A 26,170-nucleotide genomic window follows, 5' to 3' on the forward strand; every position below is an offset into this window, starting at 1 on the left:
GCTGCGTACCCGGTCTACCGTGGACGTCATGGAGAGTACGAACGCGCTGGGCGACTACCTCCGGGCGCGGCGCGAACAGGTGCGGCCAGAGGACGTCGGTATCCGGAGCATCGGCCTGCGCCGCGTACCCGGGCTGCGGCGTGAGGAGGTCGCGATGCTCGCCGGCATCAGTTCGGACTACTACCTCCGCCTCGAGCAGGGCCGCGACCGCAACCCGTCGGTGCAGGTCCTCGAGTCGCTGGCCGCCGTACTGCGTCTCGACGCCGACGCGACGGCGTACCTCATCGGTCTTGCCCAGGAACGGCCCGCCCCGCGGCCGCGCATCGAGCAGGCGCCGGACAGCATCGTCGAACTGATCAACGGGTGGCCGGACAACCCGGCGTACGTGCAGAACAGGTACACCGACGTCCTGGCGGTCAACCCGCTCTGCGCGGCGCTCTCGCCGAACTATGCCGTCGGGGTCAACCTGCTCACCGCAGTTCTCCTCGACCCGGTCGAGCGAACGCTGCGCCGCGACTGGGAGGAGCTGACGGAGGAAGGCGTCGGCGCTCTCCGGTCCGAGCTCGGGTCGAACGTCGACGATGCGCGGCTGAAGGAGCTGGTCGGTGATCTCTCGGTGCGCAGCGAGCGTTTCCGGCAGCTGTGGGCCCGGCACGACGTCCGGCCGCGCCGTGGCCGGGTGAGCCTGCTGACGCATCCCGAGGTGGGCGACATCGCCTTGCAGAGCGACAAGCTCACCGTCAGCGGGACCGACAACATGACCCTGGTCGTCTTCCACGCCACGCCCGGATCACGCGACGCGGAGCTCCTCGCCCTCCTCGGCAGCCTCGTCGCCTCGACCGACGAGGCCGCCGCGCGAAACGTCAGGCCCAGCGAGCGTAGGCCCGAATGATCTGCGGGTACGCCGCGAACGCCGTGCCCGCGTGGTCCACCGCACCCATCGAGTGCACGGTCACGTCCGCACCCCGCGCCACGAGCGAGCTCGCACACGAGTCGGCGTTCGCGGCCACCACGTCGGTGTCCCCGGTTCCGCTGTAGAGACGAACCGGGACGCGCGGGGTCCAGTCCTCGCACACCCGGTCGGCGGCGCGCAACGCCCGCAGGAACCGTCCGCTCGGGTGCTGCAACCGTTCCGCGAACTCCGGCGTGAACAGCTTCTCCGGCGAGTCCGGCAGCCCAGCCACGATCTCCTCGTCGGTGTGCGTACCGTCGAACAGGCCTTCGACCGTTGTCGCGTACGGCGCCCGGAACGCCTCGCGCGGATCGTCGTACAACCCGACGGTCCGGTTCCAGGACGTCACGAAGTACGCGAGGTAGAAGGTCGCGGTCGCCGGGAGGACGCGACCGTCCCAGGCCGCGGGCAGTTCGGCACCGAGCAGGTCGTACGGCCCGGCGACCGCCCGGATCTCACCGAGACGGAACGGGCCGACCTCCCCGCGGCTCAGCGCGCGGCCGAACGCGAGCGACGCCCGGCCGCCCTGTGAGAACCCGGTGACCAGCACGTCCCGCTTCAGCGCTACGCCGTACCTGGCCGCGAACGTCCGGGCCGCCAGCAGGAGGTCGGCCGAGGCCGTGGTCTCGGTCTTCGTGTCGACGTACGGATGCCGGCCCGGGCCCAGCCCGAGGCCCAGGTAGTCCGGCGCCACGCCGACGAGTCCCTGCCCGGCGAACAGCGCCGTGACCAGCCGATCCGTCGAGGCGTCGTCGACCGACGCGGCATACGCCTTCGTCGCGTTGGTCCCGTGCAGGTACTCCACGACGGTGAGCGCGCCGCGGCGCCCGTCCGGCAGGACGACGATCCCACTCGCCGTCGTCGGCCGCCCGTCGTGGTCGATGGTCCGATAGATCAAGCGGTACGCCGTGACGCCGTACGACGCCCGTGGCGCACCGGGGAACGCGGCGGCCGCCGCGTCGAGCTGAGCCGCTGTCAGGTGCGCGATCGGGGTTGCCGAGACGACTGCTCCGCGGATGCCCAGGACTGTGGAGTGGGCAGGGTCGCTCACGGCCGCGAAAGCGTCAGCAGGTTGGCGGACTGCCGCGAGGCTGGACGCCGGGTGGGTCACTGCGGCGAAGGCGGACGCCGGGTAGGCGAGCAGGGCGGCGGTCGCGAGGGTGGCGGCGACGGTCTTCGTCAGGCGAGAAGTCATACCCGCAACCCAATCGTCGCCGGTCCGCCCGGTGAAGGGTGCGAGGCCCCGAGACCCGGGTGGGGTTTCCCCTACCCGGGTGCGCCGGCGGTGGTCAGGAGGCTCGTGTAGAGCTCGACGGTGCGGTTCGCGACGGCGTCCCAGCCGAACTCGGAGACGGCGCGTTCGCGGCCGGCCTTGCCCATTTCCTCGGCCTTGGCCGGGTTGTCGACGAGTTGGTTGATACCTTCCGCGAGTCCGCGCTCGAACGCGTCCGTGTCGTTCTCGTCGTACGGCACCAGGATGCCGGTGACGCCGTCGTCGACCACCTCGGGGATGCCGCCGACCGCGCTCGCGACGACCGCGGTCTCGCAGGCCATCGCCTCCAGGTTGACGATGCCGAGCGGCTCGTAGATCGACGGGCAGCAGAACGCCAGCGCGTGTGTCAGGACCTGCCGGACCTCCTCGCGCGGCAACATCTCGGACACCACGAACACGCCGTCGCGGGCGGCCTTGAGGTCGTCGATCAGCGCGTCGGTCTCGGCCTTCAACTCGACCGTGTCGGCCGCTCCGGCGAGCAGCACGAGCTGCACGGACGGGTCCAGCCGCAGGCCTGCCCGGAGCAGGTGCGGTACGCCCTTCTGCCGGGTGATCCGGCCGACGAAGGTCACGTACGGGCGGCTCAGGTCGACGCCCAGCCGCTCGAGCACGTGCGTCGCCGGGTCGGGGCGGTAGAAGTCGGCATCGATACCGTTGGAAATCACGTGCACGCGAGCCGGGTCGATCGACGGGTAGCAGTCGAGGACGTCGTCACGCATCCCGCGACTCACCGCGACCACGGCGTCGGCTGCCTCGTACGACGTCCGCTCGGCCCAGCTCGACAACCGGTAGCCGCCGCCCAGCTGCTCCGCCTTCCACGGGCGGCGCGGCTCCAGCGAGTGCGCGGTCACCACATGCGGTACGTCGTACAGCAGCTTGGCCCAATGTCCTGCCATGTTCGCGTACCAGGTGTGCGAGTGCACCAGCTGAGCGTCGCCGACCGCGGCCGTCATGGTCAGGTCGGTGGAGAGGATGCGCAGCGCCGCGTTCGCGCTCGGTATCCGCGGATCGTCCTCGGAGTGCGCGGTCGCGCCCTGGCGCGGCTCGCCCATGCAGTGCACGTCCACGTCGATCAGCCGGCGCAGCTCGCGGACCAGGAAGTCCACGTGCACCCCCGCTCCGCCGTACACGTCCGGAGGGAACTCACGCGTCAGGATGGCGACCTTCATAAGCTCCGACCATAGGTCATCACGTGAGCTGTGTCGGCACCCAGAAGCGCAGCTTTCCGTGTCGTTCGTCTTCCAGTTCGCCACCAGCCGCCTCGATCACCTTGCGCGATCCGGCATTGTCCGCGTCGCAGGTCACCAGCGCCGGCTCGATCCCGAGCCGCGCGGCGATCGGGAGCGACTGGACGAGCATCTGGGTCGCGTACCCGCGGCGGCGCGCCGACGGACGGACGCAGTACCCGATGTGGCCGCCGACCTCGGTGAGCGCCGGGGTCAGCTCGTGCCGGACCGAGAGCCGGCCGAGGAACTCGACGCCGTCGACGAACCACAGCACGGTCTGGTGGACCAGGCCCGGCGCCAGCTCGGTCGACGGCTCGGCCTCGGACCTGATCGCGGCCACCAGCCGGGCGAACTCGGCCGGGTCCGCGGCCTGGTCACGGGTCCACTCCTCCTCGGCGCCGGCGATCGACCGCGCGCCCATCCAGCGCTCATGATCCGGACCGAGCTCGTCCCAGGCCGCGAGAAACGAACGGTGAACGGCGACGGACGGAACGATGAGGATCGGCATCCTCCCAGTGTTGCGACGCGCGCAAACGCTTATGCACCGAGGCCTCGAGAGCTAAGGTGCGGACATGGCAAAGGCGCCCAGAGTTCTCGGAATCGTGCTGGCCGGTGGTGAGGGAAAGCGGTTGATGCCGCTGACGGCGGACCGGGCCAAACCGGCCGTGCCGTTCGGCGGGAGTTATCGCCTCATCGACTTCGTGCTGTCGAATTTGGTCAACGCGGGCTATCGAAATCTCTGTGTGCTGACGCAGTACAAGTCGCATTCGCTGGACCGGCACGTGACGCTGACCTGGCGGATGTCGACGTTCCTCGGCAACTACGTGACGTGTGTACCGGCGCAGCAGCGGCTCGGCCCGCAGTGGTACCAGGGCAGCGCGGACGCGATCTACCAGTCGATGAACCTGATCAACGACGCCGACCCGGAGTACATCGTGGTCTTCGGCGCCGACCACGTGTACCGGATGGACGCCTCGCAGATGGTCGCCGCGCACATCGAGCGCGGGAACGGCGTGACCGTGGCCGGTATCCGGGTGCCGCGGGTCGAGGCGACCGAGTTCGGCGTGATCAAGACCGGACCGGACGGGCACGCGATCGAGGAGTTCCTGGAGAAGCCGGCCGACCCGCCGGGGCTGCCGGACTCGCCGGACGAGACGTTCGCGTCGATGGGCAACTACGTGTTCACCCGGGACGTGCTGGTCGAGGCGCTGCGCAAGGACGCCGCCGACCCGGCGTCGCGGCACGACATGGGCGGCGACATCGTCCCGATGCTCGTTGCCGAGGGCAAGGCGGGCGTCTACGACTTCAAGGAGAACGACGTACCGGGCGCGCTCGACCGGGACCGCTCGTACTGGCGGGACGTCGGGTCGCTGGACTCGTACCACGAGGCGCACATGGACCTGGTGTCGATCCAGCCGGTGTTCAACCTGTACAACCACGACTGGCCGATCTTCACCTCGCACCCGCAGCTGCCCGGCGCGAAGTTCACCGACGACGCGACTGTCGGCGAGTCGATCGTCTGCCAGGGCTCGATCGTGTCCGGCGCGCACGTGGACCACTCGGTGATCGGGGCGAACGTGATCGTCAGCGCCGGCGCCGACATCCAGCACTCGGTGATCATGGACAACTGCAAGATCGGCAAGGACGTCGTGCTGAAGAACGTCATCCTGGACAAGAACATCGTCGTCCCGGACGGCACCGAGATCGGCGTCGACCAGGACTACGACCGGCAGCGCGGGTTCACGGTGTCCAAGGGCGGCGTGACGGTGCTCGGCAAGGGTCAGGTGATCGAAGCTCCCGCAGCTGTCACCGCCGACGAGGTCGCCGAGGCGTGAGCACGTCCGAGCAGGAGGCACTCCGACTCGATGCCGCGGACCCAGGGCACCGGGACCTGTTCGACGTACCGCCGGCGCAGGGTGGTGACTGTCCGGAGGTCGCGTACTTCGCCGGCAACTCGCTCGGCCTGCGCCCGAAGGCCACCCGGGACGAGCTGCTCGAGGACCTCGACGCGTGGGCAGCGCTCGGCGTGGAAGGGCACCTGGACGCCACGAGGCCCTGGTTGCCGTACCACGAGCTGCTGACCGCTCCCGCGGCGCGGCTCGTCGGGGCGTTGCCGAGTGAGACCGTCGTGATGAACTCGCTCACCGTCAACCTGCACCTGTTGATGGTGTCGTTCTACCGTCCGACGCGCTCGCGGCACCGGATCGTGATCGAGGACACCGCGTTCCCCTCGGACAGTTACGCCGTACGGTCGCAGGTTCGTTTCCACGGGTACGACGCCGAGGACGCGGTGATCCGGCTGCGCCCGCGGCCGGGCGAGGACAGTCTGCGGACGGCGGACGTCGTCGAGCAGCTCGGCGGCGACGTGGCGCTCGTCCTGCTCGGCGGGGTGAACTACCTGACCGGTGAACTGATGGACATCCCCACGATCACCAAGGCCGGGCATCTGGCCGGTGCGGTCGTCGGCTGGGACCTCGCGCACGCGGCCGGGAACGTTCCGCTGGCGTTGCACGACTGGGGCGTGGACTTCGCGGCCTGGTGCTCGTACAAGTACCTGAATTCGGGACCGGGCGCGCTGGCCGGGGCGTTCGTGCACGAGCGGCATCTCGGCGGCGACCTGCCGCGGTTCGAGGGCTGGTGGAGCACCGAGGCGGCGACCCGGTTCGAGATGACGCCCGAGTCGCGACCGCCCACGACCGCGGACGCCTGGCAGGTGTCGAACCCACCGATCTTCTCGATGAGCCCGGTCCGCACGTCGCTGGAGATCTTCGACAAGATCGGCATGGACGTCCTGCGGGAGCGGAGTGTGCGATTGACGGCGTACCTGGAGAAGCTGCTGGCCGGCCGTGACGTGCTGACGCCGGCCGATCCCGCGCGCCGCGGTGCGCAGTTGTCGTTGCGGGTCCAGGGCGCCGGCGAGGTTTCACGGCGGCTGCGGTTCGAGTACGGCGTGATCGCGGACGCGCGGGAGCCCGACGTACTGCGGCTCGCGCCGGTGCCGCTCTACTCGACGTACCACGACTGCTGGCGCGCGGCGTCGGCGTTGTCCGAGGTGTTGGCGAGGTGATGGCATGAAGGTCGCGATCGTCGGTGCCGGACTGACCGGTTCGCTGCTCGCCTGCTTCCTCGCGCGGCGCGGGCTGTCCGTGACGCTGTACGAGCGGCGGCCGGATCCGCGGGTGGCCGAGGTGGAGCGGGGCCGGTCGATCAACCTGGCGATCTCCGAACGCGGGCTGGACGCGCTGCGACGGATCGGCCTGGTCGACCAGGTGATGGCGGACGCGCTGCCGATGAAGGGCCGGATGATCCATCCGGTGTCCGGGCCGCTGGACTTCCAGGCGTACTCGGCGTCCGGGGACCGGGCGATCAACTCGATCAGCCGGGGTGTGCTGAACAACGCGTTGCTGTCCGCGGCAGCGGCCGCCGACGGTGTGACGGTGGAGTTCGAGCACCGGTTGGTGGAGCTGGACTCGGCCGCCGGGCAGCTGGTGTTCGCGACGCCGGCCGGGAAGGTGTCGGTCTCGGCGGACGTGGTGCTCGGGGCCGACGGCGCCGGGTCCGCGGTCCGTGAGCAGTTGCTTGCCGAGGGCATCGTGGCGGAGGACGTCGACTTCCTGGACTACGGGTACAAGGAGCTGTCGATCCCGGCCGCGGACGGTGAGTTCGCGCTGGATCCCGGCGCGTTGCACATCTGGCCGCGCGGTACGTCGATGATGATCGCGCTGCCCAACCCGGACCGGTCGTTCACCTGCACGCTGTTCTGGCCGGCGGGGTCCTTCGACGCGCTGACGTCGACGGCTGCCATCGAGGAGCACTTCCGGGTGAACTATCCCGATCTGTTGCCGCTGGCACCGGATCTGGTGGACGACTACCTGAACAACCCGGTCGGCGTCCTCGGGACCGTCCACACGCTGCCGTGGCAGGCACACGGGCGTACGGCGTTGCTCGGCGACGCGGCGCACGCGATCGTGCCGTTCTACGGGCAGGGCGCGAACTGCGCGTTCGAGGACGTGGTCGAGCTGGACCGCTGCCTGGACGACACCGGTGGCTCGTGGGCGCGGGCGCTGCCGCTGTTCGAGACGCGGCGCCGCGAGAACACCGAGGCGATCGCGGAGATGGCGCTGGCCAACTTCGTCGAGATGCGCGACAAGGTCGCCTCACCGGTCTTCCGCCTCCAGAAACAGGTCGAGCACGCACTCGAGCGGGCACTGCCGGGCCGCTACGTGTCCCGGTACGAGCTCGTGTCGTTCTCCACCACGCCGTACGCCGAAGTCCAACGCCGGGTCCGCCGTCAGCAGCAGCTCCTGGGCGCCGGGGTGGTCGCGCTGGGCGGCGTACTGCTCGGATTGGTGCGGAGGCGACTGCGGTGAGCTTGTGGTCGGCCGAGCTGCTGACGGGACAGCCCTCGTCCGTCGGGCTGTTGCGGCACTTCGTCGACGGGTCGTTCGTGGAGAGCGCGTCGCGGTTCGCGAAGGTCTCGCCGGTGACGGGGCGGCAGATCTTCGACGTGTGTGAGGCCGACGCGTCGACCGTGGACGCTGCGGTGGACGCGGCTCGCGCGGCGCTGAAGGGGCCGTGGGGCCGGATGAGTGAGCAGGAGCGGGCCGCCGTACTGCGCCGGGTCGCGGACGGGCTCGAGCGGCGGTTCGAGGACCTGGTGGCGGCCGAGGTCGGCGACACCGGCAAGTCGATCAGCCAGGCGCGGGCGCTGGACATCCCTCGCGGTGCGGCCAACTTCCGCGCCTTCGCGGACTTCGCGACCACGCTCCCGACCGAGTCGTACACGACCGTGCTGCCGGACGGACGACGGGCGCTGAACTACGCCGTCCGCAAACCGGTCGGTGTCGTCGCGATCGTCGTACCGTGGAATCTCCCCTTGCTGTTGCTCACGTGGAAGGTCGCGCCGGCGCTCGCCTGCGGCAACGCGGTCGTCGTGAAGCCGTCCGAGGAGACGCCGTCGTCGGCGACCGTCCTCGCCGAGGTGATGGCAGAGGCCGGTGTACCTGCGGGTGTTTTCAACCTGGTACACGGGTTCGGGCCGTCGTCGGCGGGGGAGTACCTGACGCGGCATCCCGGCGTGGACGCGATCACCTTCACCGGCGAGTCCGCGACCGGTACGGCGATCGCCAAGGTCGCTGCGGATCGCGTGAAGGCGGTGTCCTTCGAGCTGGGCGGGAAGAACGCGGGCCTGGTCTTCGCGGACTCCGACCTGGACGCGGCGGTCGAGGGATCGGTCCGGTCCGTGTTCACCAACGGCGGCCAGGTCTGCCTGTGCACCGAGCGCCTGTACGTCGAGCGGTCTGTGTACGACGAGTTCACCACACGGCTCGCCCAACGCGCCTCCGAACTCACGTACGGGTGGCCCGCCGACGAGACCACCATGAACATGCCGCTCATCTCCAAACAACACCGCGACAAGGTCCTCTCGTACTACGACCTCGCCCGGAGCGAAGGCGCCGAGGTCCTGACCGGTGGCGGCGTACCCACCTTCAACGACGCGCGCGACGGCGGCTGGTACGTACAACCCACTGTGGTCACCGGTCTGCCGGCACACGCTCGTACGAATCGTGAAGAAGTGTTCGGGCCGATCTGTCATGTCGCACCGTTCGACACCGAAGAGGAAGCATTCGCCCTCGCCAATGACAGCGACTACGGCCTGGCCGCGGCGGTCTGGACGCGCGACGTCGGCCGCGCCCACCGCGCCGGCGCCGCGCTCGACGTCGGCCTCTGCTGGATCAACACCTGGTTCCTCCGCGACCTCCGCACACCCTTCGGCGGCGTGAAGCTGTCAGGCATCGGCCGCGAGGGCGGGCGCCACTCGCTGGACTTCTACACCGAAACCACGAACGTCTGCGTGGAGCTGTCATGACCGTTGTGCCCGGGAAGGCTACGCCGAGGGGCCGGTTCCCGCATGTGCGGGTTGCCAACGGGTTCGCGTTCGTGTCGGGGACGTCGAGCCGGCGGCCGGACAACTCGATCACCGGGGCCTCGGTGGACGCGATGGGGACGGTCGACCTGGACATCCGGGTGCAGACGCGGGCGGTGCTGGAGAACATCCGGGACATCCTCGGCGCGGTCGGTGCCGGGTTGGAGGATCTCGTCAGCGTCACGACGTACCTGGTGTCGATGAACGATTTCGGGGGCTATAACGAGGTGTACGGCGAGTTCTTCGACGAATCGGGGCCCTCGCGCACGACTGTCGCAGTACATCAGCTGCCGCATCCCCAGCTGCTGATCGAAATATCTGCTGTCGCGGCCGTCCCACAAGGACACAGCCCGCTCGAGGAGGAGTAGGACGATGGTCAATCTGGAGTCGACGAACTTTCCGCAGTGGATCGAGGAGAACAAGCACCTGCTGAAGCCGCCGGTCGGCAACAAGCAGATGTTCCCGACCGGGGACGACTTCATCACGATGGTGGTCGGCGGCCCGAACCAGCGCACCGACTTCCACGTCGACCCGTACGAGGAGTTCTTCTACCAGATCAAGGGCACGATGCACGTCGACGTGATGACCGACGACGGCCCCGCCCGGGTGGACATCAACGAGGGCGAGATGTGGGTGCTGCCGCGCAGCATGCCGCATTCGCCGCAGCGGGACGCGGACTCGATCGGCCTGGTGATCGAGCGGGTCCGGGAGCCCGGCGTGCTGGAGAAGTTCCGCTGGTACTGCGCCAACTGCAACGGGATCGTCCACGAGGTCGAGCTCCAGGTGACCGACATCGTCGCGGACCTGCCGCCGGTGTTCAAGGCGTTCTACGAGAGCGAGGAAGCGCGCACCTGCCCGAACTGCGGCACGCTGCATCCCGGTAAGGCCTAGAGCCTCCCGCCGCGCCGAAGACGCCGGGACCCGCCCCGAATCTGGTGGGTGGGCGTCCGAGATGCTGGGTTTGCGGCCGGTATCTGGGTCGTGAACCCAGCATCTGGTGGGTCGACGTCCGAGATGCCGGGGGCTGGGTGGAGGGAAGGAGTGGGATGGCGGTTGATGTGCACACCCACCTGGTCCCGCACGGGTGGCCGGATCTGTCGGCGGCGTGTGGTGGCGACGGGTGGCCGTGGCTGCGGATCGACTCCGAACGGGCGGCGATGATCATGATCGGCTCGTCGGAGTTCCGCCCGATCGGCCCGCAGGCCTGGGATCCCGCCGTACGCCGGGCCGATATGGATGCCGACGGCATCGAGCTGCAGGTGGTGTCGCCGACCCCGGTGTTCTTCGGGTACGAGCGGCCCGCGGCGCAGGCGGTGAAGCTGGCGCGGATCTTCAACGATCTCACCCTGGAGACGCTCGCCGGGGACGCGCGGTTCGTGCCGTTCTGCCAGGTCCCGTTGCAGGATCCGGACCTGGCCTGCGCCGAGCTGGACCGCTGCCGCGCGGCGGGGCACGCCGGCGTGGAGATCGGGAACCATGTCGGCGACAAGGATCTCGACGACGCCGGCATCGTTGCCTTCCTCAACCATTGCGCGGAGACCGGGACGCCGGTCCTGGTGCATCCGTGGGACATGCCGGGCGGCCCGCGGCTGGACCGGTGGATGGCCCGCTGGCTGACCGGGATGCCGGCCGAGACGCATCTGTCGTTGCTGGCGATGATCCTGGGCGGGGCGTTCGACCGGTTGCCGCCGTCCCTGCGGATCTGTTTCGCGCACGGGGGCGGGAGTTTCGCGTTCTGGCTGGGCCGGCTGGAGAACGCCTGGCACCGGCGCGGCGACGTCGTCCGTGGTTGCTCACAGCATCCACCGTCGGCGTACCTGGACCGGATCCTCGTCGACACGGTGGTGTTCGAATCAGCGCCTTTGCGGCTACTTGTCGATACCTTGGGGGAAGACCGCGTTCTGGTCGGCAGTGACTATCCCTATCCACTGGGTGAGCGGCCGGTCGGGGAGGTGGTACGGAAGGCCGGCTTCCTGACCGCGGAGCAGCAGCGCAAGTTGCTGACCGTGAACGCCCTGCGCTATCTCGGGAGGTCTGATGAGTGAGGACCGGTCAGTACTGTCACGCAAAGCCCCTGACCCGGACGAGGAGCTGCGGTACGGCGACCACGCGGATCAGGTGATCGACTACTGGCACGCGAAGGAGTACCGCCCGCTGATCGTGTTCGTGCACGGCGGGTTCTGGCGTCCGGAGTACGACCGGGCGCACGCCCGCTCACTTGGTGCGGCCCTGTCCGACCTCGGCTGGCCCGTCCTGTCCCTGGACTACCGCCGCGAGCCCGGCAACCCGGACACCACGACCACGGACATCCGTACGGCGCTCGACGCGCTGCCGGACCTGGTCGACGTCCACGCTGGCTACGTCCTGATGGGCCACTCGGCCGGCGGTCAGCTCGCGCTCTGGGCGGCTGCCACCCTCAACCCGGTCCGGCTGCGCGCCGTGGTGGCGTTGGCTCCCGTGGCCGACCTCTTGATGGCCGACCGCGAGCACCTGGACGGCGACGCCGTACAAGCCTTCATCGGCGGCGGCGTCCGCAACGATCTGGACCCGGTCCACCTCCCGGCCTCCATCGCCCCGGTCACGCTCATCCACGGCGTCAACGACACCGTGGTCCCGATCAGACTGACCGAGTCCTACTTCAACGCCCACCCCACAGCCCACTTCCACCGCATCGACCACTGCGGCCACTACGAGCTGATCGACCCGCTCTCCGATCCCTGGCACGAAGTAACGGCCGAGCTGACCCGCCTGACGAGCTAGAGGAGTTCGAGCCCGCCGTCGACGGTGAGGACCTGTCCGGTCAACCACGGGGATCCCGGGTCGGCGAGGCGCAGGAGCCAGGTGGCGACCTCGTCCGGTTCGCCGCGTCGCCCGAGCGGGATGCGGCTGGCTTCGTCCTGCTTGATCTCGTCGACCACGGCGCTGGGCAGGCCGGAGGCGGTGAGCGCCTCGCTCTCGGTCGGCCCGGGCGCCACGGCGTTCACGCGGATCCGGTAGGGAGCCAGCTCCAGCGCCCAGCTCCGGGTGAGCTGCTCCAGGGCGCTCTTGGTGGCGGCGTAGTGGGCCGCATTCGGCAGCGGGCGGTGGCCGTACGTGCTGGACACGTTCACGATTGCGCCCTGCGCTGTCCGCAGGTGGGGGAGCGCGGCGCGGGCGAGGAGGCTCGGCGCGGTGACGTTCACGCGGAACAGGTCGTCGATGCGATCGGCGGTCGCTTCGGCCAGCGGCATCATCGCGGTGGCGCCGGCGTTGTTCACCAGCACGTCCACCGTGCCCCAGCGATCGACAGCGGCTTGTACGACGCCGTCCGGCGCACCGGGAGCACAGATGTCGGTGGCGAGCACGGCCATGTCCGGGCACTGCTCAGCGGTCCCCTCGAGGGCGTCCTGCCGGCGCCCGACGCCGAGCACCCGTGCCCCGGCCCGCGCGAACGCGACCGCGGCAGCGCGCCCGATCCCGGAACCCGCGCCGGTGACGATCACGACCTTGCCGGTGAACATCTTCCTCCAACATTCGATGTTAGTCGAACATCGAACAAGCTAGCATGGGCGGTATGCGGACCGCGCGGCACCCCGAACTCGACGAGATGACGCTCGTCCTGGTGATGGCAGCGCTGAGCGACCCGATCCGGGTCGGGCTGGTCCGCGTCCTGGCCGACGGTGAGGAGCGGGGCTGGGGCCAACTGCGAGCCCCGGTCGCGAAGTCCACCCTCAGCCACCACCTGCGGGTACTTCGGGACGCCGGCATCACCCGCACCCGCCAGGAGGGCACGCGCTGCTACGTGACGTTGCGCCGCGAGGACCTGGACGAACGCTTCCCCGGCCTACTGGATGTCGTACTGACCGCCGCTCACGCCGACAACATCGGCAACCGCGTCACCCTGGCCGACTAGCACTGCGTGCGGTTGTCGGCGGCTTCTGCGTCAGCTGAGGCGTTTGGCGGCGGTGAGGAGGCCGTCGGAGGTCGGAAGGAGGGCCGAGACCAGGTCGTCGTCGTCCCGCACGGCGCGGATGAGGTCGCGCAGCGCCATGGTGTCGGGGTCGCGGTGGGCGGGATCGGCGACCTTGCCGGCGGTGAGGATGCCGGCGAACGCGACCACGCCGCCGGGGCGGAGCAGGCGGAGCGCCTCGTGCAGGTACGCCGTGTTCTCGCGGCGGTCCGCGTCGCAGAAGACGAGGTCGTAGTGACCGTCGGTGAGCCGGGTGACCACGTCCAGCCCGGCGCCCGCGATCAGGCGGAACCGGTTCGACGCGACGCCGGCGTCGAGGAAGGTCTTGCGGGCCAGGCGCTGGTTCTCCGCGTCGATGTCGACCGTGGTGAGCGTGCCGTCCGCGCGCATCCCGCGCAGCAGCGCGAGGCCGGAGACGCCGGTCCCGGTGCCGATCTCGACGACCGCCTTGGCGCCGGCACCCGCGGCGAGCAGGCTCAGCGCGGCGGCCGCGCCCGGGCCGATCGGGACGACACCGCTGTCCGCGGCGCTCGCCCGCGCACCGGTGACGACCTCGTCCTCACCGGTGTAGTCCTCGGCGTACGCCCAGGACGTCGGGTCGATGCCGGTGGCGATGGCGTCCTCCCAGTGGTCGGCTGAGTGATGTGCGGCTGCGGTACCCATGCTGAGTCAGAGCCTAGCGGTTGGCGGACCGCTTTCCGTGCTGCACGCGCGGAGGTTGCGCACTCTTGCTCATAACAACCTTGCCCTGATCAGATATGATCGTCCTCAGTGGACGTGACTCACCTGGTGAGGGAGGTGTGCGGTGCGGTCAGGCGCGGATGACGTCGATGCCGGCTTCCTTGAAGACGGCGAGCTGGCTCTCGTCGGCCTGGGCGTCGGTGACGAGCGTGTCGATCTCGCTCAGCTCGCAGATCCGGGCGAACGCGCGCTGCCCGAGCTTGGACGAGTCGGCCACCACGACCACCTTCGCGGCCCGGCTGACGATCAGTTGGTTGATGTTCGCCTCGCCCTCGTGATGAGCGGTGGCGCCGGTCTCGTCGATCCCGTCGACGCCGATGAAGGCGATGTCCAGCGACAGGTCGGACAGGATCCGGTGCGACAGCGGGCCGATCATCTCGTAGGACTGCGGCCGCGCTACGCCACCGGTGAGCACCATCTTCACGTGCGGGCGCACGATCAGCTCGTTGGCGATGTTCAGGGCGTTGGTGACGAGCGTGAAGGCCGGTTCCCCGTGCTCCGCGGACAGCTCCGGCCGGGTGGCCAGCGTCCGCGCCACCTCGGAGATCGTGGTCCCGCCGTTCATGCCGATCACCATGCCGCGCCGGACCAGCGTGGCCGCCGCCTGCGCGATCCGCTGCTTCTCGGACGCGAAACGCGCAGTCTTGTAGCGCAGCGGCAGGTCGTACGACACCGCGTTGGCCACCGCGCCGCCGCGGGTCCGGGTGAGGAGCTGCTGCTTGCCGAGATGGTCCAGGTCACGCCTGATCGTGGCCGCGGACACGTGCAACTGCTCGGCGAGCTCGTCGACGTCGATGGCGCCCTTTTCGGCGAGCGACTCGAGCAAGGTGTTGAGGCGTTCATAACGCTTCACCCGGGGCTCCTCCTTCACACAATCGGTCAGCCCGGTGGCGGCTGGTTGGCACCATTCGATCACGTTCGAGCAGTTTCGACCATGACAAGTGCGGAGACGACATGACCCAGATGCCTTTTGTGAGCACGGAGATCGCCACTCAGCCGGACCTCTGGCGACAGGTCGCGGATGGTTTCGCGCAGTACGGTGGTGCACTTCCGAAGGCCGGTCAACGGGTCGCGGCGGTCGGCTGCGGCACGTCCTGGTTCATGGCGATGGCGTACGCCGCGCTCCGCGAGGACCTCGGTCAGGGCGAGACCGACGCGTTCGCCGGCTCGGAGTTCCCGGCGGGGCGTTCGTACGACGCGGTGGTCGTGATCAGCCGCTCCGGTACGACGACCGAAGTCCTCGACCTGATCCGCGCCACCGACCTGCCGACCGTGGCGATCACCGCGACCGCGGACTCGCCGATCGTCGAGCTGGCCGACCACACGATCCTGCTCGACTTCGCCGACGAGCAGTCCGTGGTGCAGACCCGCTTCGCGACCACGACGCTCGCGCTGCTGCGCGCGTCGCTCGGTGAGGACCTGGTGAAGGCCGCTGCGGACGCTCGGACCGCACTGACCCTCGACGTCGACGACATCGCCAAGCTCGAGCAGGTCACGTACGTCGGCACGCGCTGGACCGTCGGACTCGCGCACGAGGCCGCGCTCAAGCAGCGCGAGGCCGCCTCGGCGTGGACCGAGGCGTACCCGGCGATGGACTACCGGCACGGTCCGATCGCGATCGCCCAGCCCGGCCGCGGCGTCTGGATCTTCGGCGAGGCGCCGGCCGGCCTCGTCGACGACGTGACCGCCACCGGCGCGACGCTCGTCCACCACGCCGACCTCGACCCGATGGCGTCGCTGATCGTCGCCCAGCGCGTCGCCGTCGCCAAGTCCCTCGCCCTGGGCCTCAACCCCGACCAGCCCCGCAGCCTCTCCCGCTCCGTCATCCTCGACGCCTGAGGCCGGCTCGTCAGGCGGTGGTCGGCGGCCTCCTACCGCGCCCGCCGTGCCTCGGGCGGCACACCCTAGGATCGAGGGCAGGAGTCCAGGGGAGGAGTGCGAGTTGAGTCACACCGTGCTGGCCGAGCTGGTGGCCAACGTGCTGAAGGTCACCGCAAAGGCCGGGGACACGGTCGGGCCGGAGGACACACTGGTCATCCTGGAGTCGATGAAGATGGAGATCCCGGTGCTGGCCGAGGTGGCCGGCACCATTACCGAACTGAAGGTCGTCGAGGGCGAAGTGGTCCGGGACGGTGACCCCATCGCCGTGATCGACGAGAGGTGATTCAACCGAAATGCCTTCCAGCGCGTCTTTACCTCTGAAGGCTGTGGCTCGTCACGCCGCCGGGAACTTCCGGCCGGGGCGCGCCGTTGAGCGGTCGTACAGCGAACACACGGAACTCAGGGTCAGACCCGGGTTCTCCCGACGTGCGCAGAGGACGGTGACCGCGGCACCATGGCCTTCACGCTTATTGCCGAGAGGACCCAGGGAGGCGTTGCGGTGAAGCCGTTCGACACGTCGACGGTCCCCGCACCCCAGCAGGTGCCGGACGCGCTGCCGTCCTGGGACGAGATCGTCCGCACCCACTCCGCCCGCGTCTACCGGCTGGCGTACCGCCTGACCGGCAACAAGCACGACGCCGAGGACCTCACCCAGGAGGTCTTCGTCCGGGTCTTCCGCTCGCTGTCGTCGTACACGCCGGGGACCTTCGAGGGCTGGCTCTACCGGATCACCACGAACCTGTTCCTCGACGGCGCCCGCCGCAAGCAGCGGATCCGCTTCGACGGCCTGCCCGAGGACGCGCACGACCGGCTGCCGGCCAAGGGTGAGGGCCCGGCCGAGAAGCTGGACTCCGACCTGTTCGACCACGACGTGCAGGACGCGCTCGACGCGCTGCCCGAGGACTTCCGCGCCGCCGTCGTGCTGTGCGACATCGAGGGCATGACGTACGACGAGATCGCGGACGTCCTGGACGTGAAGCTCGGCACCGTCCGCAGCCGGATCCACCGCGGCCGGTCGATGCTGCGCAAGCACCTCGAGCACCGGGCCCCGCGCTCCGGCCAGACCCGCGTCGGCGGCCCGCCGACCGACGGCCTGTTCACCGAGGGTGGTGACCTCGCATGACGGTACACATGCCACGCCTCCGGCGCGGCGGGTCCCGGGGCTGTGACTCCCGGTCTTCCCTCGTCGCTCCGGTCGCTTCGCTCCCTGCGCTCCTCAGTCCAGACCGGGAGGCCCCGTGACCAGCCAGCACCCGCTCGACAAGCTGAGTGCGGTTGTCGACGGTGAGCTCGACCACGACTCGCGGGACAAGGTGCTGAGTCACCTGGTCGGCTGCGACACCTGCCGCGCCGAGGTGGACGCGCAGCGCCGGCTGAAGGCGCGGATGGCCGCGCTGGAGGCGCCGGAGCCCTCCACCGACCTGATGCAGCGCCTGATGGGCGTCTCCTCGTTCTCGACCGAGCCGCGCGAGGAGGTCCGCCCGGTGCTCACGCCGGCGGTCAGCCTGTTCCCGCAGCGGTCCGCGTTCCCCGCCGGACGGACCGGTGGGACCCGCCCGGGCGCCGCCCGCGGCACCCGCTCCCGCCGCCGCACCGGTGTGCTGGGTGCCGCCGGCTCCGCCGCCGCGGTCGCCTCTCTTCTCGGTACGGCGTTCGTCGTCGGCGACCCGGCCCGCTCGGAGCAGCCGCCGACACTGCAGCCGCCCGTGGCCAGCTTCTCGTCCGACCACGCGAACACCAGCAACGGAGCGCCGTTCGCCGACCCGGTCGCGCTGCTGAACACCTACAACGGCGCGGGATACGCGGGGCCGAGCTCGACTGTGGGCCCCACGCTGCGCCCGGTGGCCCTGACAGGGCGCTGACCGGTGAGCCTCTCCCGGCTCGCCGTCCTGGTCAGCACCGCCCTGATCGGCTTCGGCCTGCCCACGTCCGCGGTCGCCGTACCCGCCGGGTCCAAGACCGACTCACCCACCGCGGTCAGCTGGCTGCAGCGAGCCGCTGACGCTCCGAACCACGTCTCGTACCACGGCACCCAGATCATCACCGCCTGGGGACCGCAGGGCGCCAGTTCGGCGATGCTCGACATCGTGCACGCGGCGTCGCAGGGCTCCGAGATCAGTGTGCTCGGCTCGTCGGCGCCTGGTGCGAAGGCGTTCGTCCAGCGCGCCTCGACCACGGACGCCGCGATCGACGGCGGACCGCTGGCGTTGCTGCAGGCGACGTACCAGCTGGTCGACAAGTGCTGCACGGACCTGATCGGGCGGACCGCGGTGCTCGTGGAGGCGTTGCGGGACGACAAGACGCTGGCGGCCCGGTTCTGGATCGACAAGACGACCGGGTTGCTCCTGCAGCGCCAGCTGTTCGGTGCGGACGGCAAGACGATGGTGCGGGCCACAGTCTTCACCGCGTTGAAGATCGACGGCGCCGAGTTCCTCGGCCACCTGCCGCCGATGCTGCCCAGTGGCGTCGAAGCGGTCGGTCTGGGGAAGGTGGACAACCTGCGCTCCGAGGGCTGGGTGTGCGCACCGGAGCTGCCCGCGTCCCTCAAGCTGTACGACGTCCACCAGGACACCACGAACGGGTCTCTGCAGTTCTCGTACTCCGACGGCCTGTTCAACGTGTCCCTGTTCGAGCAGCGCGGCACGCTCGACCCGGCCGCGGTCGCCGGCTTCAGCAGCACCGACAGCCCCGGCGTGTACCTGCGGTACGGAATGCCGTCGTACGTCGTCTGGTCGTCCGGCGGGATCGTTTACACGCTGATCGGGGACCTGCCGCCGGACCAGCTCGGGCAGGTGGTCCGCGCGTTCCCGCACGACGTACCGGAGACGCTCAGCGCGATCCAGCGGCTGGGCACCGGGCTGGCCAAAATCGCGACCTGGCTCACTCCGATGGGTGCACTCTCGCCGAAGCTGGGATAATCGAAGGTGGCTGAGACAATTTGGTAGGGCCCTCCGGTTACCCCCGGGCAAGGGCTCCCTACCGACGACGACCCACGACGACGTGAGGCGGGGACCGTGAAAAGCGACGACGCCGAGCCGACAGTTCCGAATCCCGCGACCGCGGACCCGAACGGGGGCCTGCCCACTTCGGCGGAGAGCCCCGCGGGGGCCGGCACCGGGGTCCCGGACGGCCCGCCGCTGACCGCGCTGACCCCGCCCCCTCCCGGAGCGGGTACGGCGCCGTTGCAGACGCCCGGCTCCGACGCGGCGTACCGGCAGTCGAACGGCGGCCGCTCCACCACGCAGCGCAGCTTCGGGCGTCCCGAGCCGCAGCAGGCGAGCTTCCGCCCGGTGTACCCGGGCCAGGCGTGGCCGACCGAGCAGCCGCAGTACCGCCCGGCGTACCTCCCGCCGCCGCCCGCCGACTGGCACCAGCAGCAGGCCCGCTCGTACACCGCGGAGCCTCAAGGGCTCAACCGGATCGTCACGATCGCGGCTCTGGTCGCCCTCGTCATCGGGCTCATCGCCGGCGCCGGGGCCGCCACGGCCGTGGTCGCCTTCGACGGTGACGACGCTCCGATCGCCCAGCAGCCCGAGCCGCCGGTCGGTAACGGCGCGGACCCGAAGATCCGCCCCGGCTCGGTGTCGTCGGTCGCCGCGAGCCTGCTGCCGAGTGTCGTCCAGCTGAAGGTCGAGGGCGAGGACAACTCCGACGCCACCGGCTCCGGGTTCGTGATCGACGACGTCGGGCACATCCTGACCAACAACCACGTGGTCGCGGCCGCGGCCAAGGGCGGTTCGATCCAGGTCGTCACCAACGACAACAAGACCGCGACCGCGCGGCTGGTCGGGCGCTCCCCGGCGTACGACCTGGCCGTCGTCCAGGTCACCGGGCTGGATGCGAAGTCGGTGCAGTTCGGCCGGTCGGACCAGGCGATCGTCGGGCAGGACGTGGTCGCGATCGGCTCGCCGCTCGGGCTGGCCGGTACCGTCACCTCGGGCATCATCTCGGCGAAGAACCGTCCGGTGACGACCGGCGACGACCCCACGCAGGCATCGTCGTACATCAGCGCCTTGCAGACCGACGCGGCGATCAACCCGGGCAACTCGGGCGGCCCGCTGGTGGACATGAACGGGCGGGTGATCGGGGTGAACTCCGCGATCGCCAGCGTTCGCGGCTCCAGCGAAGGGCAGAGCGGCAGCATCGGGCTCGGGTTCGCGATCCCGATCGACCAGGCGCGGCGGACCGCACAGCAGCTGATCGCCACCGGCCGGGCGTCGTACCCGGTGATCGGGGCGAGTGTGGACATGACGTTCGAGGGCGGTGCCCGGGTCAGCGCGGTGAGCCCGAACTCCCCGGCGGCGCGGTCCGGCCTGCGGGTCGGTGACGTGATCACCGCGGTCAACAACGAGCCCGTGGACAGCGCGGAGGTGCTGATCGTCTCGATCCGCACGCACCAGCCGGGCGAGGCCGTGCGACTCGCGTTCGAGCGCGGTGGCCGGTCCCAGACGGTTACGCTCACTCTCGCCCAGCAGATCGGCTGAGGACGCTTGCCCAGGCAGGGGTTACTCTTGTCCGCGACGACGTACGGAGAGGTGGGGACATGTTCGGCATCGGGCCACTCGAACTGGTCGTGATCGCGATCGTCGCCGTACTCGTTTTCGGACCGGACCGGTTGCCGGAGTTCGCCCGGACCGCGGGACGGCTGCTGCGGCAGGTCCGTCAGATGGTGACCAACGCGCAGAACGATCTGCGCAACGAGCTCGGTCCGGAGTTCGCGGACCTCGAGCTCCAGGATCTGAACCCGAAGAACTTCGTCCGCAAGCACCTGCTCGAGCCGGGGGACGACGACGACAAGCCCGTCGCCGAGTTCAGCGACAGCACTCCCCAGCGCCTCCCGGCCGGCGCCAGGCCGCCGTACGACCCCGAGTCGACCTGATTCACCGGGCGGCGATGCGGAAGACCGGGTAGCGGTCCGCGATGCCCGCGAAGGCGGTATCCGACGCACCCCGGTCAACGGGGAAGTGCGGCCGGGCGCCAGGTGCGACGGCCAAGTAGTGCCGCAGGATCGGTGGCCGATCCGCGACCGGTACTTCGGTGAGCTGGACTTTCTCGGAGCCGCGCCGATGCAGGACGGCCTGTCCGCGGGCGGCCTGGACGTCTAGCGTCACTGCATAGCGCGGTACCAGTAGTCCGCTGGAGTGCTGCAGGCGCTGGATCCAGTTGATCCCCCTCGCCAGCGGTCCCGGGCGTCCGCCCCGGTAGAGCCGGCGTTTGATGCCGTAGAGCGGATTCATCGCCGCGAACGGGCGAAACCGGCGAGGGCGAGTGCGCCCGCGACGGCGGGGAGCAGGGCGAGGAGACCCCACAGCGGCGGGAACGGGTGCACGCCGTACTCCGTGACGAACAGCAGGACCAGGGCGAGCGCCACGGTCAGCAGGATCGCCACGCCTGCGACACCGACCGCGACGGGCCGTGGGGTGCGAGCGAGGGCGACCACCAGGAGCCACAGCAGGGCGTTGAGGACCGCGACGCCGTACACCAGGCCGTACACGGTGCCCGACTCCACGTCCTTGCTGTACGGCGCGTATACGGACGCCGTGTGGTCGAACAGGCTGCGGCTGCCCGACTGGTCGACGATCGCGACGACGGCGAGCACCAGCGAGAGCGCGACCGCGAGCCACGCCGTACGCCGTCCACCCACGGTCCGCGGAGTCTGCGTTTCTGAAAGTGACTGTCTCATGCAAGTGACTGTACGAATGGGGGTCCGGCACGGTCAAGAGTTTTAGACAGTGACTTGCTGAAACGAGTAGCTGTCTCGTATGGTTCGGGCCATGGCTACCGGTCTGCGGGAACGCTGGCGCGTGAAGGCGCGGCGGACGATCCAGGAGCGCGCGCTCGACCTCTTCGACGAGCGCGGGTTCGGCGCCGTGACGATCGAGGAGATCGCGGCCGCGGCCGAGGTGTCGCCGTCGTCGGTCTACCGGTACTTCGGGACCAAGGAAGGCCTGATCGTCGCCGACGAGTTCGACACGATGAGCCAGCAGGCGCTGGAGGAGCTGTTCGACCCCGCCGACCCGGTCGGCACGATGGTCCGGATCGTCCGCGACTACGAGGCTGCCCCCACCGAGGGCGAGCCGATCCCGTGGCGGCGCATCCGCTACTTCTTCAAGGAGCCTTCGGTCCGTACGGCGTTCGGCGCCGCACTGGACCGCGCGAGCCAGCGCATCGCCCCGCTGATGTCCGACGGCCGTCTCACCGAGACACAGGCCCGGGTGGCCGCGAACGCCCTTGTTTTCGGGTACTTCGCGGCGCTCGAGCAGTGGTACCTGGACGGCGGCGTGCGCCCCGTCGCGGAGTACGTCGAGGAAGGTCTCGCTCCGCTGCGGGGGATCTGGTCAGTCGGTGACGAGTAGGTCGTAGATGACCTTGTCGTCGACGTGGGTCGCGAGCGGGAAGCCGGCGCGTTCGGTGCCGACGTGGCGGAAGCCTGCCTTCTCCGCGGTACGGCGTGCCGACGTGTTACTGGCCGCCGTACGGATGAACAGGCGGCGGCCGCCGAAGCCGTCGGCGTCCTCCGGGGCGAAGTACCACCGGGCGAGCCGCTGGATCGCCTCGCTCATCACGCCGCGGCCCTGCGCGTCGGGGTGCATCCAGTAGCCGAGCTCGGCGTCGCGAACCTTGTCCTTGTGGATACCGAACAGCGTGAGGTTGCCCAGCCCCTGATCGGTCTCGGCGTCCGCCACGCACCAGTTGAAGCGCCGGCCGCTCGCCGCCTGCTCGGCCATGTCCTTCAGCCAGAACCGTGCGTCCTCCGCCGTGAACGGCTGCGGGATGAACGGCAGGAAGTGCGCCGTCGCCTGATTGGTCCGGGCCGTGGTGATCCGCGGGATCTCGTCCTCGCGCCAGGTCCGCAACCGTAGCCGCGGCGTCTCCAGCACGGGATGGTCGAACCACGGCTGCCGCGGCGTCCGCGGATCGTCCGGACCGATCCATCCCGTCCACGCGTCCACCCGCTCGCCGCCTTCCTCCGCCATGCGCGGGATCGTCTCACCCAGCCCACCCAGCCCACCCAGCCGGAACCCGGTCGCCCACGCGACCCGGCGCGACGGCCAGTTCCCGGCGCGGGCCCACCAGTGCACGACGTGGAAACCACAGGTTGCGAAGCCGAATTCGAGCAGTAGTCGCACGGCCCGGCTCGCCAGTCCCGCGCCGCGGGCCCATTCCGACAAGCCGTAGTGCACCCACGCACCATTGTTGACATCTGGTTGCAGCGACGCGGTTCCTGCGTAGCGTCCAGCGTGCTCGATCACGAACACCAGTCGCTCGCGTCTCGCCCAAGCGTCGGTGATGCCGAAGCTGATCCAGCGCCGCGCGTCCTCGTCGTCGAACCCGCGGCCGGGGTCTTCGCGCTGGCGTGCGACTTGCCCGTCGACGTCCTCCGGGCGGGGCGCGCGGAGCGTCACCACCCCGTCGGTCAGGACCGGGTGTTCGGCAGGGATCGGCACCGGCCCATTCAACAGGCCCGGAGTGTCAGCGACCGAAGGGTTTCAGCGATCGAAGGGGTTTCAGCGACCGACGGGGGAGAGTCCGAGTTGCCGGCCGAGGAGGCCGCGGGGCTTGCCGCCGAGGGTGGAGGCGATCTTGTCCAGGACCTGTGCCGCCGGTGCCTCCGGGTCGGCCCCGGCGAGCGGCAGGCCGAGGTCGCCGCCGGAGCGCAGGCGCTCGTCCAGCGGGATCTCGCCGAGCAGCGGGATCTTGTACCCGAGGCGTGCGGACAGGGTCTCCGCGACCCGGGTGCCGCCGCCGCTGCCGAAGATCTCGATCCGGTGCTCGGGACCGCAGTGCGGGCAGGGCAGGAACGACATGTTCTCCACCACACCGGCGACGCGCTGGTGCACCATCTGCGCCATCGTGCCGGCCCGCTCGGCCACCTCCGCGGCGGCCTCCTGCGGCGTGGTCACGACGATCACCTCGGCGCTGGTAAGCCGCTGACCGACCGAGATCGCGATGTCACCGGTGCCCGGCGGCAGGTCGAGGAGCAGTACGTCGAGGTCGCCCCAGTACACGTCCGCGAGCATCTGCACCAGCGCGCGGTCCAGGATCGGGCCGCGCCACGCGACCACCTGGTCGCGCTTCGGCTTCAGCATGCCGATCGAGATCACCTTCAGGCCGTGCGCGGGCACCGGCATGATCATGTCGTCCACCGCGGTCGGCCGCTCGTCCGCGACGCCGAGCATCGCCGGCACCGAGTGGCCGTAGATGTCGGCGTCCAGGACGCCGACCGACAGGCCCTGGCGGGCCATCGCGACAGCCAGGTTCACCGTCACCGAGGACTTGCCCACGCCGCCCTTGCCGGAGGCGATCGCGAACACCTTGGTCAGCGAGTCCGGCCGGGAGAACGGGATCTCCTTCTCGGCCACGCCACCGCGCAGCTGGGTCTGCAGCGCCGCCCGCTGCTCCGCGGACATCACGCCCAGGTCGACCTCGACCCCCGTGACGCCGTCGAGCTTGCTCACCGCGGCCGTGACGTCGCGGCGCAGCGTGTCCTTCATCGGACAGCCGGCGACGGTCAGCAGCACGCGCACGACGACTACGCCGTCCTCACGGACGACGACGGACTCGACCATGCCGAGATCGGTGATCGGTTTCTTGATCTCCGGGTCCAGCACACCACCGAGCGCCGTGGTCACCTGATCAGCAGTGGGAGCAGCCATGTCCCAAGGCTACGTGCTCACCCCACATCGCCCGACCGCGGTCCGTGTGACGTACCTCCGGGAAGGTAACCCTTACTTCACAGGCCCGGGGCTCCGTAGACCGGGAACCAGCGGGAGAGGTCCTGCTCGAAGTTGAGGTCGGAGCCGACGACCGACTTGATCTGGAGTTCCTTGGCGTTGTCGCGGCGGTCGGTGCCGACCGGGACGAACGGGTACCAGGAGCCGCGTTTGTACAGGTAGACCAGGCCCAGGGAGTCCGTACCGTTGGTGAAGGCGACCAGCGTGCAGAGCAGGGTGTTGCCGAAGCCGGCGTCGACCAAGGACGTGTTGACGGCGTGCAGGTCGGTGACCAGGGTTTCCAGGTCGTCCGGGGCCGTCTGCCGGACCAGCCAGGTGAAGCCGTACGAGTCCGTCGTACTGCTGAACTTGCCGTTGTCCAGCGCGAGCAGCTTGTCGACCTCCTCGCGCAGGGTCGTAAAGCCACCGCCCTCGGCCGCCTTGAAGCAGACCGAACCACTGCCCGTCGGACGGTAGCCGGCCGCGGTCTCCAAGGTGATCGCGGCCGACGGAAGCGAGAACAGCTGGTCGAGGTTCGGCGGGACGGCTTTGCTCCGGCCGAGCAGGATGTCAAGTAGGCCCATGTGTCTAAGCTTGCTCGCCCAGCTCGCGGGAGAGCGTACCGAGGCGGTCGAGGCGTGTCTCGAGCGACGGGTGCGTGGAGAACAGCGACGAGACGCTCTTGCCCGAGATCGCCGGAGCGAAGAAGAACGCGTTGAACGCCTGCGCCTGGCGCAGGTCGCGTGACGGGATCCGGGCAATGTCCCCGCTGATCTTCGTCAACGCCGACGCGAGGGTGGACGGTCTGCCGGTGAGCATCGCGCCGGCCCGGTCGGCGGCGAGTTCGCGGTACCGCGACAGCGCCCGGGTGAGCACGAACGAGATCGCGTAGACGGCGATCGACACCGCGACGATCGTCAGGACCACGAGCGCCGCGTTCTGGTCGCGGTTCCGTCCGAGGCCGCCGTACAGGCCGAAGCGGGTGATGAGGCCGGCTAGTACGCCGAGGAACGAGGCGATCGTCATCACCGCGACGTCCCGGTGCGCGACGTGCGAGAGCTCGTGCGACAGCACGCCCTCGAGCTCGTCCGGGTCCAGCCGGCGCATGACGCCGGTGGTGACGCAGACGACCGCGTTCTTCGGGTTGCGGCCGGTGGCGAACGCGTTCGGCAGGTCGACGTCGGCGATCGCGACCCGTGGCTTCGGCATGTCTGCCAGGGCACACAGCCGGTCGATCGCGCCGTGCAGTTGCGGCGCTTCCTCGGGCGTGACGATCCGCCCGCCCATCGCGAACAGCGCGATCCGGTCGGAGAACCAGTACTGCACGAAGAGCATGCCGCCCGCGATCACCACGGCCAGGACCGCGCTCTTGGTCAGCGCGATCAGCAACGCCACGAAGCCGACGTACAGCAGCCCGAGCAGGAAGCTGGTCACCAGCATCCGGCGGGACAACCCACGATCGGGGGCGAATCGAGTCTTCATGCCACGTCCTCTCTCACCTGCTAGCG

The 26,170-nt window shown here is 69.8% G+C and carries 30 protein-coding genes; 18 read left to right on the forward strand and 12 right to left on the reverse strand.

Features of this window, described 5'->3' with window-relative positions:
- The first annotated feature begins 28 nt into the window (after window positions 1-28).
- Window positions 29-892 carry a helix-turn-helix domain-containing protein gene (locus BJY22_RS14650; RefSeq protein WP_167207128.1) on the forward strand — a complete coding sequence of 288 codons (864 nt, stop codon included), beginning with the start codon at window positions 29-31 and terminating at the stop codon, window positions 890-892.
- Here the strand turns inward: BJY22_RS14650 and BJY22_RS14655 are convergent.
- The 3 genes from BJY22_RS14655 to BJY22_RS14665 form a co-directional block, all read right to left on the reverse strand.
- Complete coding sequence (locus BJY22_RS14655; RefSeq protein WP_167207130.1) at window positions 864-2,147, reverse strand: alpha/beta hydrolase; 1,284 nt, start codon at window positions 2,145-2,147, stop codon at window positions 864-866. The genes BJY22_RS14650 and BJY22_RS14655 overlap by 29 nt on opposite strands.
- Before the next feature lie 71 nt (window positions 2,148-2,218).
- Entirely contained in the window at window positions 2,219-3,394 is a 1,176-nt protein-coding gene (gene glgA, locus BJY22_RS14660) for a glycogen synthase (protein ID WP_167207132.1), read from the reverse strand.
- Window positions 3,395-3,413: 19 nt separating this feature from the next.
- A complete protein-coding gene (locus tag BJY22_RS14665; RefSeq protein ID WP_167207134.1) occupies window positions 3,414-3,959 on the reverse strand; it encodes a GNAT family N-acetyltransferase in 546 nt (181 codons plus the stop codon).
- Between the two features lie 64 nt (window positions 3,960-4,023).
- On the opposite strand from BJY22_RS14665, the gene glgC reads away from it, so the two are divergent.
- The 8 genes from glgC to BJY22_RS14705 all read left to right on the forward strand — a co-directional run bounded on the left by glgC (window position 4,024) and on the right by BJY22_RS14705 (window position 12,137).
- Window positions 4,024-5,286 (forward strand): glucose-1-phosphate adenylyltransferase, encoded by a 1,263-nt coding sequence (glgC, locus tag BJY22_RS14670; protein WP_167207136.1) that lies wholly within the window; start codon window positions 4,024-4,026, stop codon window positions 5,284-5,286.
- Entirely contained in the window at window positions 5,283-6,518 is a 1,236-nt protein-coding gene (gene kynU / locus BJY22_RS14675; RefSeq protein ID WP_167207138.1) for a kynureninase, read from the forward strand. Before glgC ends, kynU begins: the two co-directional genes overlap by 4 nt.
- A gap of 4 nt (window positions 6,519-6,522) precedes the next feature.
- Window positions 6,523-7,821, forward strand: a complete 1,299-nt coding sequence (locus tag BJY22_RS14680) for an FAD-dependent oxidoreductase (RefSeq protein ID WP_167207140.1) — start codon at window positions 6,523-6,525, stop codon at window positions 7,819-7,821.
- Window positions 7,818-9,320 (forward strand): 2-hydroxymuconic semialdehyde dehydrogenase, encoded by a 1,503-nt coding sequence (locus BJY22_RS14685; RefSeq protein ID WP_167207142.1) that lies wholly within the window; start codon window positions 7,818-7,820, stop codon window positions 9,318-9,320. The genes BJY22_RS14680 and BJY22_RS14685 overlap by 4 nt, the downstream gene beginning before the upstream one ends.
- Window positions 9,317-9,745, forward strand: a complete 429-nt coding sequence (locus BJY22_RS14690; RefSeq protein ID WP_167207144.1) for a RidA family protein — start codon at window positions 9,317-9,319, stop codon at window positions 9,743-9,745. Before BJY22_RS14685 ends, BJY22_RS14690 begins: the two co-directional genes overlap by 4 nt.
- A gap of 4 nt (window positions 9,746-9,749) precedes the next feature.
- A complete protein-coding gene (locus BJY22_RS14695) occupies window positions 9,750-10,268 on the forward strand; it encodes a 3-hydroxyanthranilate 3,4-dioxygenase (protein WP_167207146.1) in 519 nt (172 codons plus the stop codon).
- 155 nt (window positions 10,269-10,423) lie between these two features.
- A complete protein-coding gene (locus BJY22_RS14700; RefSeq protein WP_167207148.1) occupies window positions 10,424-11,422 on the forward strand; it encodes an amidohydrolase family protein in 999 nt (332 codons plus the stop codon).
- Window positions 11,415-12,137 (forward strand): alpha/beta hydrolase family protein, encoded by a 723-nt coding sequence (locus BJY22_RS14705; protein WP_167207150.1) that lies wholly within the window; start codon window positions 11,415-11,417, stop codon window positions 12,135-12,137. Before BJY22_RS14700 ends, BJY22_RS14705 begins: the two co-directional genes overlap by 8 nt.
- Here the strand turns inward: BJY22_RS14705 and BJY22_RS14710 are convergent.
- Complete coding sequence (locus tag BJY22_RS14710) at window positions 12,134-12,877, reverse strand: SDR family NAD(P)-dependent oxidoreductase (RefSeq protein WP_167207152.1); 744 nt, start codon at window positions 12,875-12,877, stop codon at window positions 12,134-12,136. The two genes, BJY22_RS14705 and BJY22_RS14710, sit on opposite strands and share 4 nt — an antisense overlap.
- A gap of 53 nt (window positions 12,878-12,930) precedes the next feature.
- On the opposite strand from BJY22_RS14710, the gene BJY22_RS14715 reads away from it, so the two are divergent.
- Window positions 12,931-13,269: an ArsR/SmtB family transcription factor gene (locus tag BJY22_RS14715; RefSeq protein WP_238350363.1), complete on the forward strand. Its 339-nt coding sequence runs from the start codon at window positions 12,931-12,933 to the stop codon at window positions 13,267-13,269.
- A gap of 30 nt (window positions 13,270-13,299) precedes the next feature.
- Here the strand turns inward: BJY22_RS14715 and BJY22_RS14720 are convergent, their stop codons facing one another.
- Together BJY22_RS14720 and BJY22_RS14725 are read right to left on the reverse strand one after the other, a co-directional pair.
- A complete protein-coding gene (locus tag BJY22_RS14720) occupies window positions 13,300-13,989 on the reverse strand; it encodes an O-methyltransferase (protein ID WP_167207156.1) in 690 nt (229 codons plus the stop codon).
- 148 nt (window positions 13,990-14,137) lie between these two features.
- Entirely contained in the window at window positions 14,138-14,920 is a 783-nt protein-coding gene (locus tag BJY22_RS14725) for a DeoR/GlpR family DNA-binding transcription regulator (protein WP_130384025.1), read from the reverse strand.
- Between the two features lie 101 nt (window positions 14,921-15,021).
- Here BJY22_RS14725 and BJY22_RS14730 point away from each other — a divergent pair, with 101 nt between their 5' ends.
- The 7 genes from BJY22_RS14730 to BJY22_RS14760 all read left to right on the forward strand — a co-directional run bounded on the left by BJY22_RS14730 (window position 15,022) and on the right by BJY22_RS14760 (window position 20,827).
- The gene (locus tag BJY22_RS14730; RefSeq protein WP_167207158.1) at window positions 15,022-15,906 is read left to right on the forward strand and encodes an SIS domain-containing protein; all 885 of its coding nucleotides are present in this window, start codon (window positions 15,022-15,024) and stop codon (window positions 15,904-15,906) included.
- A 103-nt stretch (window positions 15,907-16,009) separates the two neighbouring features.
- Entirely contained in the window at window positions 16,010-16,231 is a 222-nt protein-coding gene (locus tag BJY22_RS14735; protein ID WP_202891115.1) for a biotin/lipoyl-binding carrier protein, read from the forward strand.
- 171 nt (window positions 16,232-16,402) lie between these two features.
- The gene (gene sigE / locus BJY22_RS14740; protein WP_167207160.1) at window positions 16,403-17,071 is read left to right on the forward strand and encodes an RNA polymerase sigma factor SigE; all 669 of its coding nucleotides are present in this window, start codon (window positions 16,403-16,405) and stop codon (window positions 17,069-17,071) included.
- Between the two features lie 115 nt (window positions 17,072-17,186).
- Window positions 17,187-17,810 (forward strand): zf-HC2 domain-containing protein, encoded by a 624-nt coding sequence (locus BJY22_RS14745; RefSeq protein WP_167207162.1) that lies wholly within the window; start codon window positions 17,187-17,189, stop codon window positions 17,808-17,810.
- 3 nt (window positions 17,811-17,813) lie between these two features.
- Window positions 17,814-18,866, forward strand: coding sequence for a sigma-E factor regulatory protein RseB domain-containing protein (locus BJY22_RS14750; protein WP_167207164.1), 1,053 nt, complete (start codon window positions 17,814-17,816; stop codon window positions 18,864-18,866).
- Between the two features lie 96 nt (window positions 18,867-18,962).
- Window positions 18,963-20,432: a S1C family serine protease gene (locus tag BJY22_RS14755; protein WP_337758685.1), complete on the forward strand. Its 1,470-nt coding sequence runs from the start codon at window positions 18,963-18,965 to the stop codon at window positions 20,430-20,432.
- 59 nt (window positions 20,433-20,491) lie between these two features.
- Window positions 20,492-20,827: a sec-independent translocase gene (locus tag BJY22_RS14760; RefSeq protein ID WP_167207166.1), complete on the forward strand. Its 336-nt coding sequence runs from the start codon at window positions 20,492-20,494 to the stop codon at window positions 20,825-20,827.
- Between the two features lies 1 nt (window position 20,828).
- On the opposite strand, the gene BJY22_RS14765 is transcribed toward BJY22_RS14760, so the two are convergent.
- Entirely contained in the window at window positions 20,829-21,185 is a 357-nt protein-coding gene (locus BJY22_RS14765; protein WP_167207168.1) for a nitroreductase family deazaflavin-dependent oxidoreductase, read from the reverse strand.
- Window positions 21,182-21,631: a hypothetical protein gene (locus tag BJY22_RS14770; RefSeq protein ID WP_167207170.1), complete on the reverse strand. Its 450-nt coding sequence runs from the start codon at window positions 21,629-21,631 to the stop codon at window positions 21,182-21,184. The genes BJY22_RS14765 and BJY22_RS14770 overlap by 4 nt, the downstream gene beginning before the upstream one ends.
- 91 nt (window positions 21,632-21,722) lie before the next feature.
- Here BJY22_RS14770 and BJY22_RS14775 point away from each other — a divergent pair, with 91 nt between their 5' ends.
- Window positions 21,723-22,304 (forward strand): TetR/AcrR family transcriptional regulator, encoded by a 582-nt coding sequence (locus BJY22_RS14775; protein WP_167207172.1) that lies wholly within the window; start codon window positions 21,723-21,725, stop codon window positions 22,302-22,304.
- Here the strand turns inward: BJY22_RS14775 and BJY22_RS14780 are convergent.
- The 4 genes from BJY22_RS14780 to htpX all read right to left on the reverse strand — a co-directional run bounded on the left by BJY22_RS14780 (window position 22,287) and on the right by htpX (window position 26,144).
- A complete protein-coding gene (locus tag BJY22_RS14780) occupies window positions 22,287-23,396 on the reverse strand; it encodes a GNAT family N-acetyltransferase (RefSeq protein ID WP_337758689.1) in 1,110 nt (369 codons plus the stop codon). The genes BJY22_RS14775 and BJY22_RS14780 overlap by 18 nt on opposite strands.
- A 60-nt stretch (window positions 23,397-23,456) precedes the next feature.
- A complete protein-coding gene (locus tag BJY22_RS14785; RefSeq protein WP_167207174.1) occupies window positions 23,457-24,605 on the reverse strand; it encodes an Mrp/NBP35 family ATP-binding protein in 1,149 nt (382 codons plus the stop codon).
- Between the two features lie 77 nt (window positions 24,606-24,682).
- Window positions 24,683-25,246: a PspA-associated protein PspAB gene (pspAB, locus tag BJY22_RS14790; RefSeq protein ID WP_167207176.1), complete on the reverse strand. Its 564-nt coding sequence runs from the start codon at window positions 25,244-25,246 to the stop codon at window positions 24,683-24,685.
- A 4-nt stretch (window positions 25,247-25,250) separates the two neighbouring features.
- The gene (gene htpX / locus BJY22_RS14795; RefSeq protein ID WP_167207178.1) at window positions 25,251-26,144 is read right to left on the reverse strand and encodes a zinc metalloprotease HtpX; all 894 of its coding nucleotides are present in this window, start codon (window positions 26,142-26,144) and stop codon (window positions 25,251-25,253) included.
- Window positions 26,145-26,170: the final 26 nt, after the last annotated feature.

This window comes from Kribbella shirazensis, assembly GCF_011761605.1.
Classification (GTDB): domain Bacteria; phylum Actinomycetota; class Actinomycetes; order Propionibacteriales; family Kribbellaceae; genus Kribbella; species Kribbella shirazensis.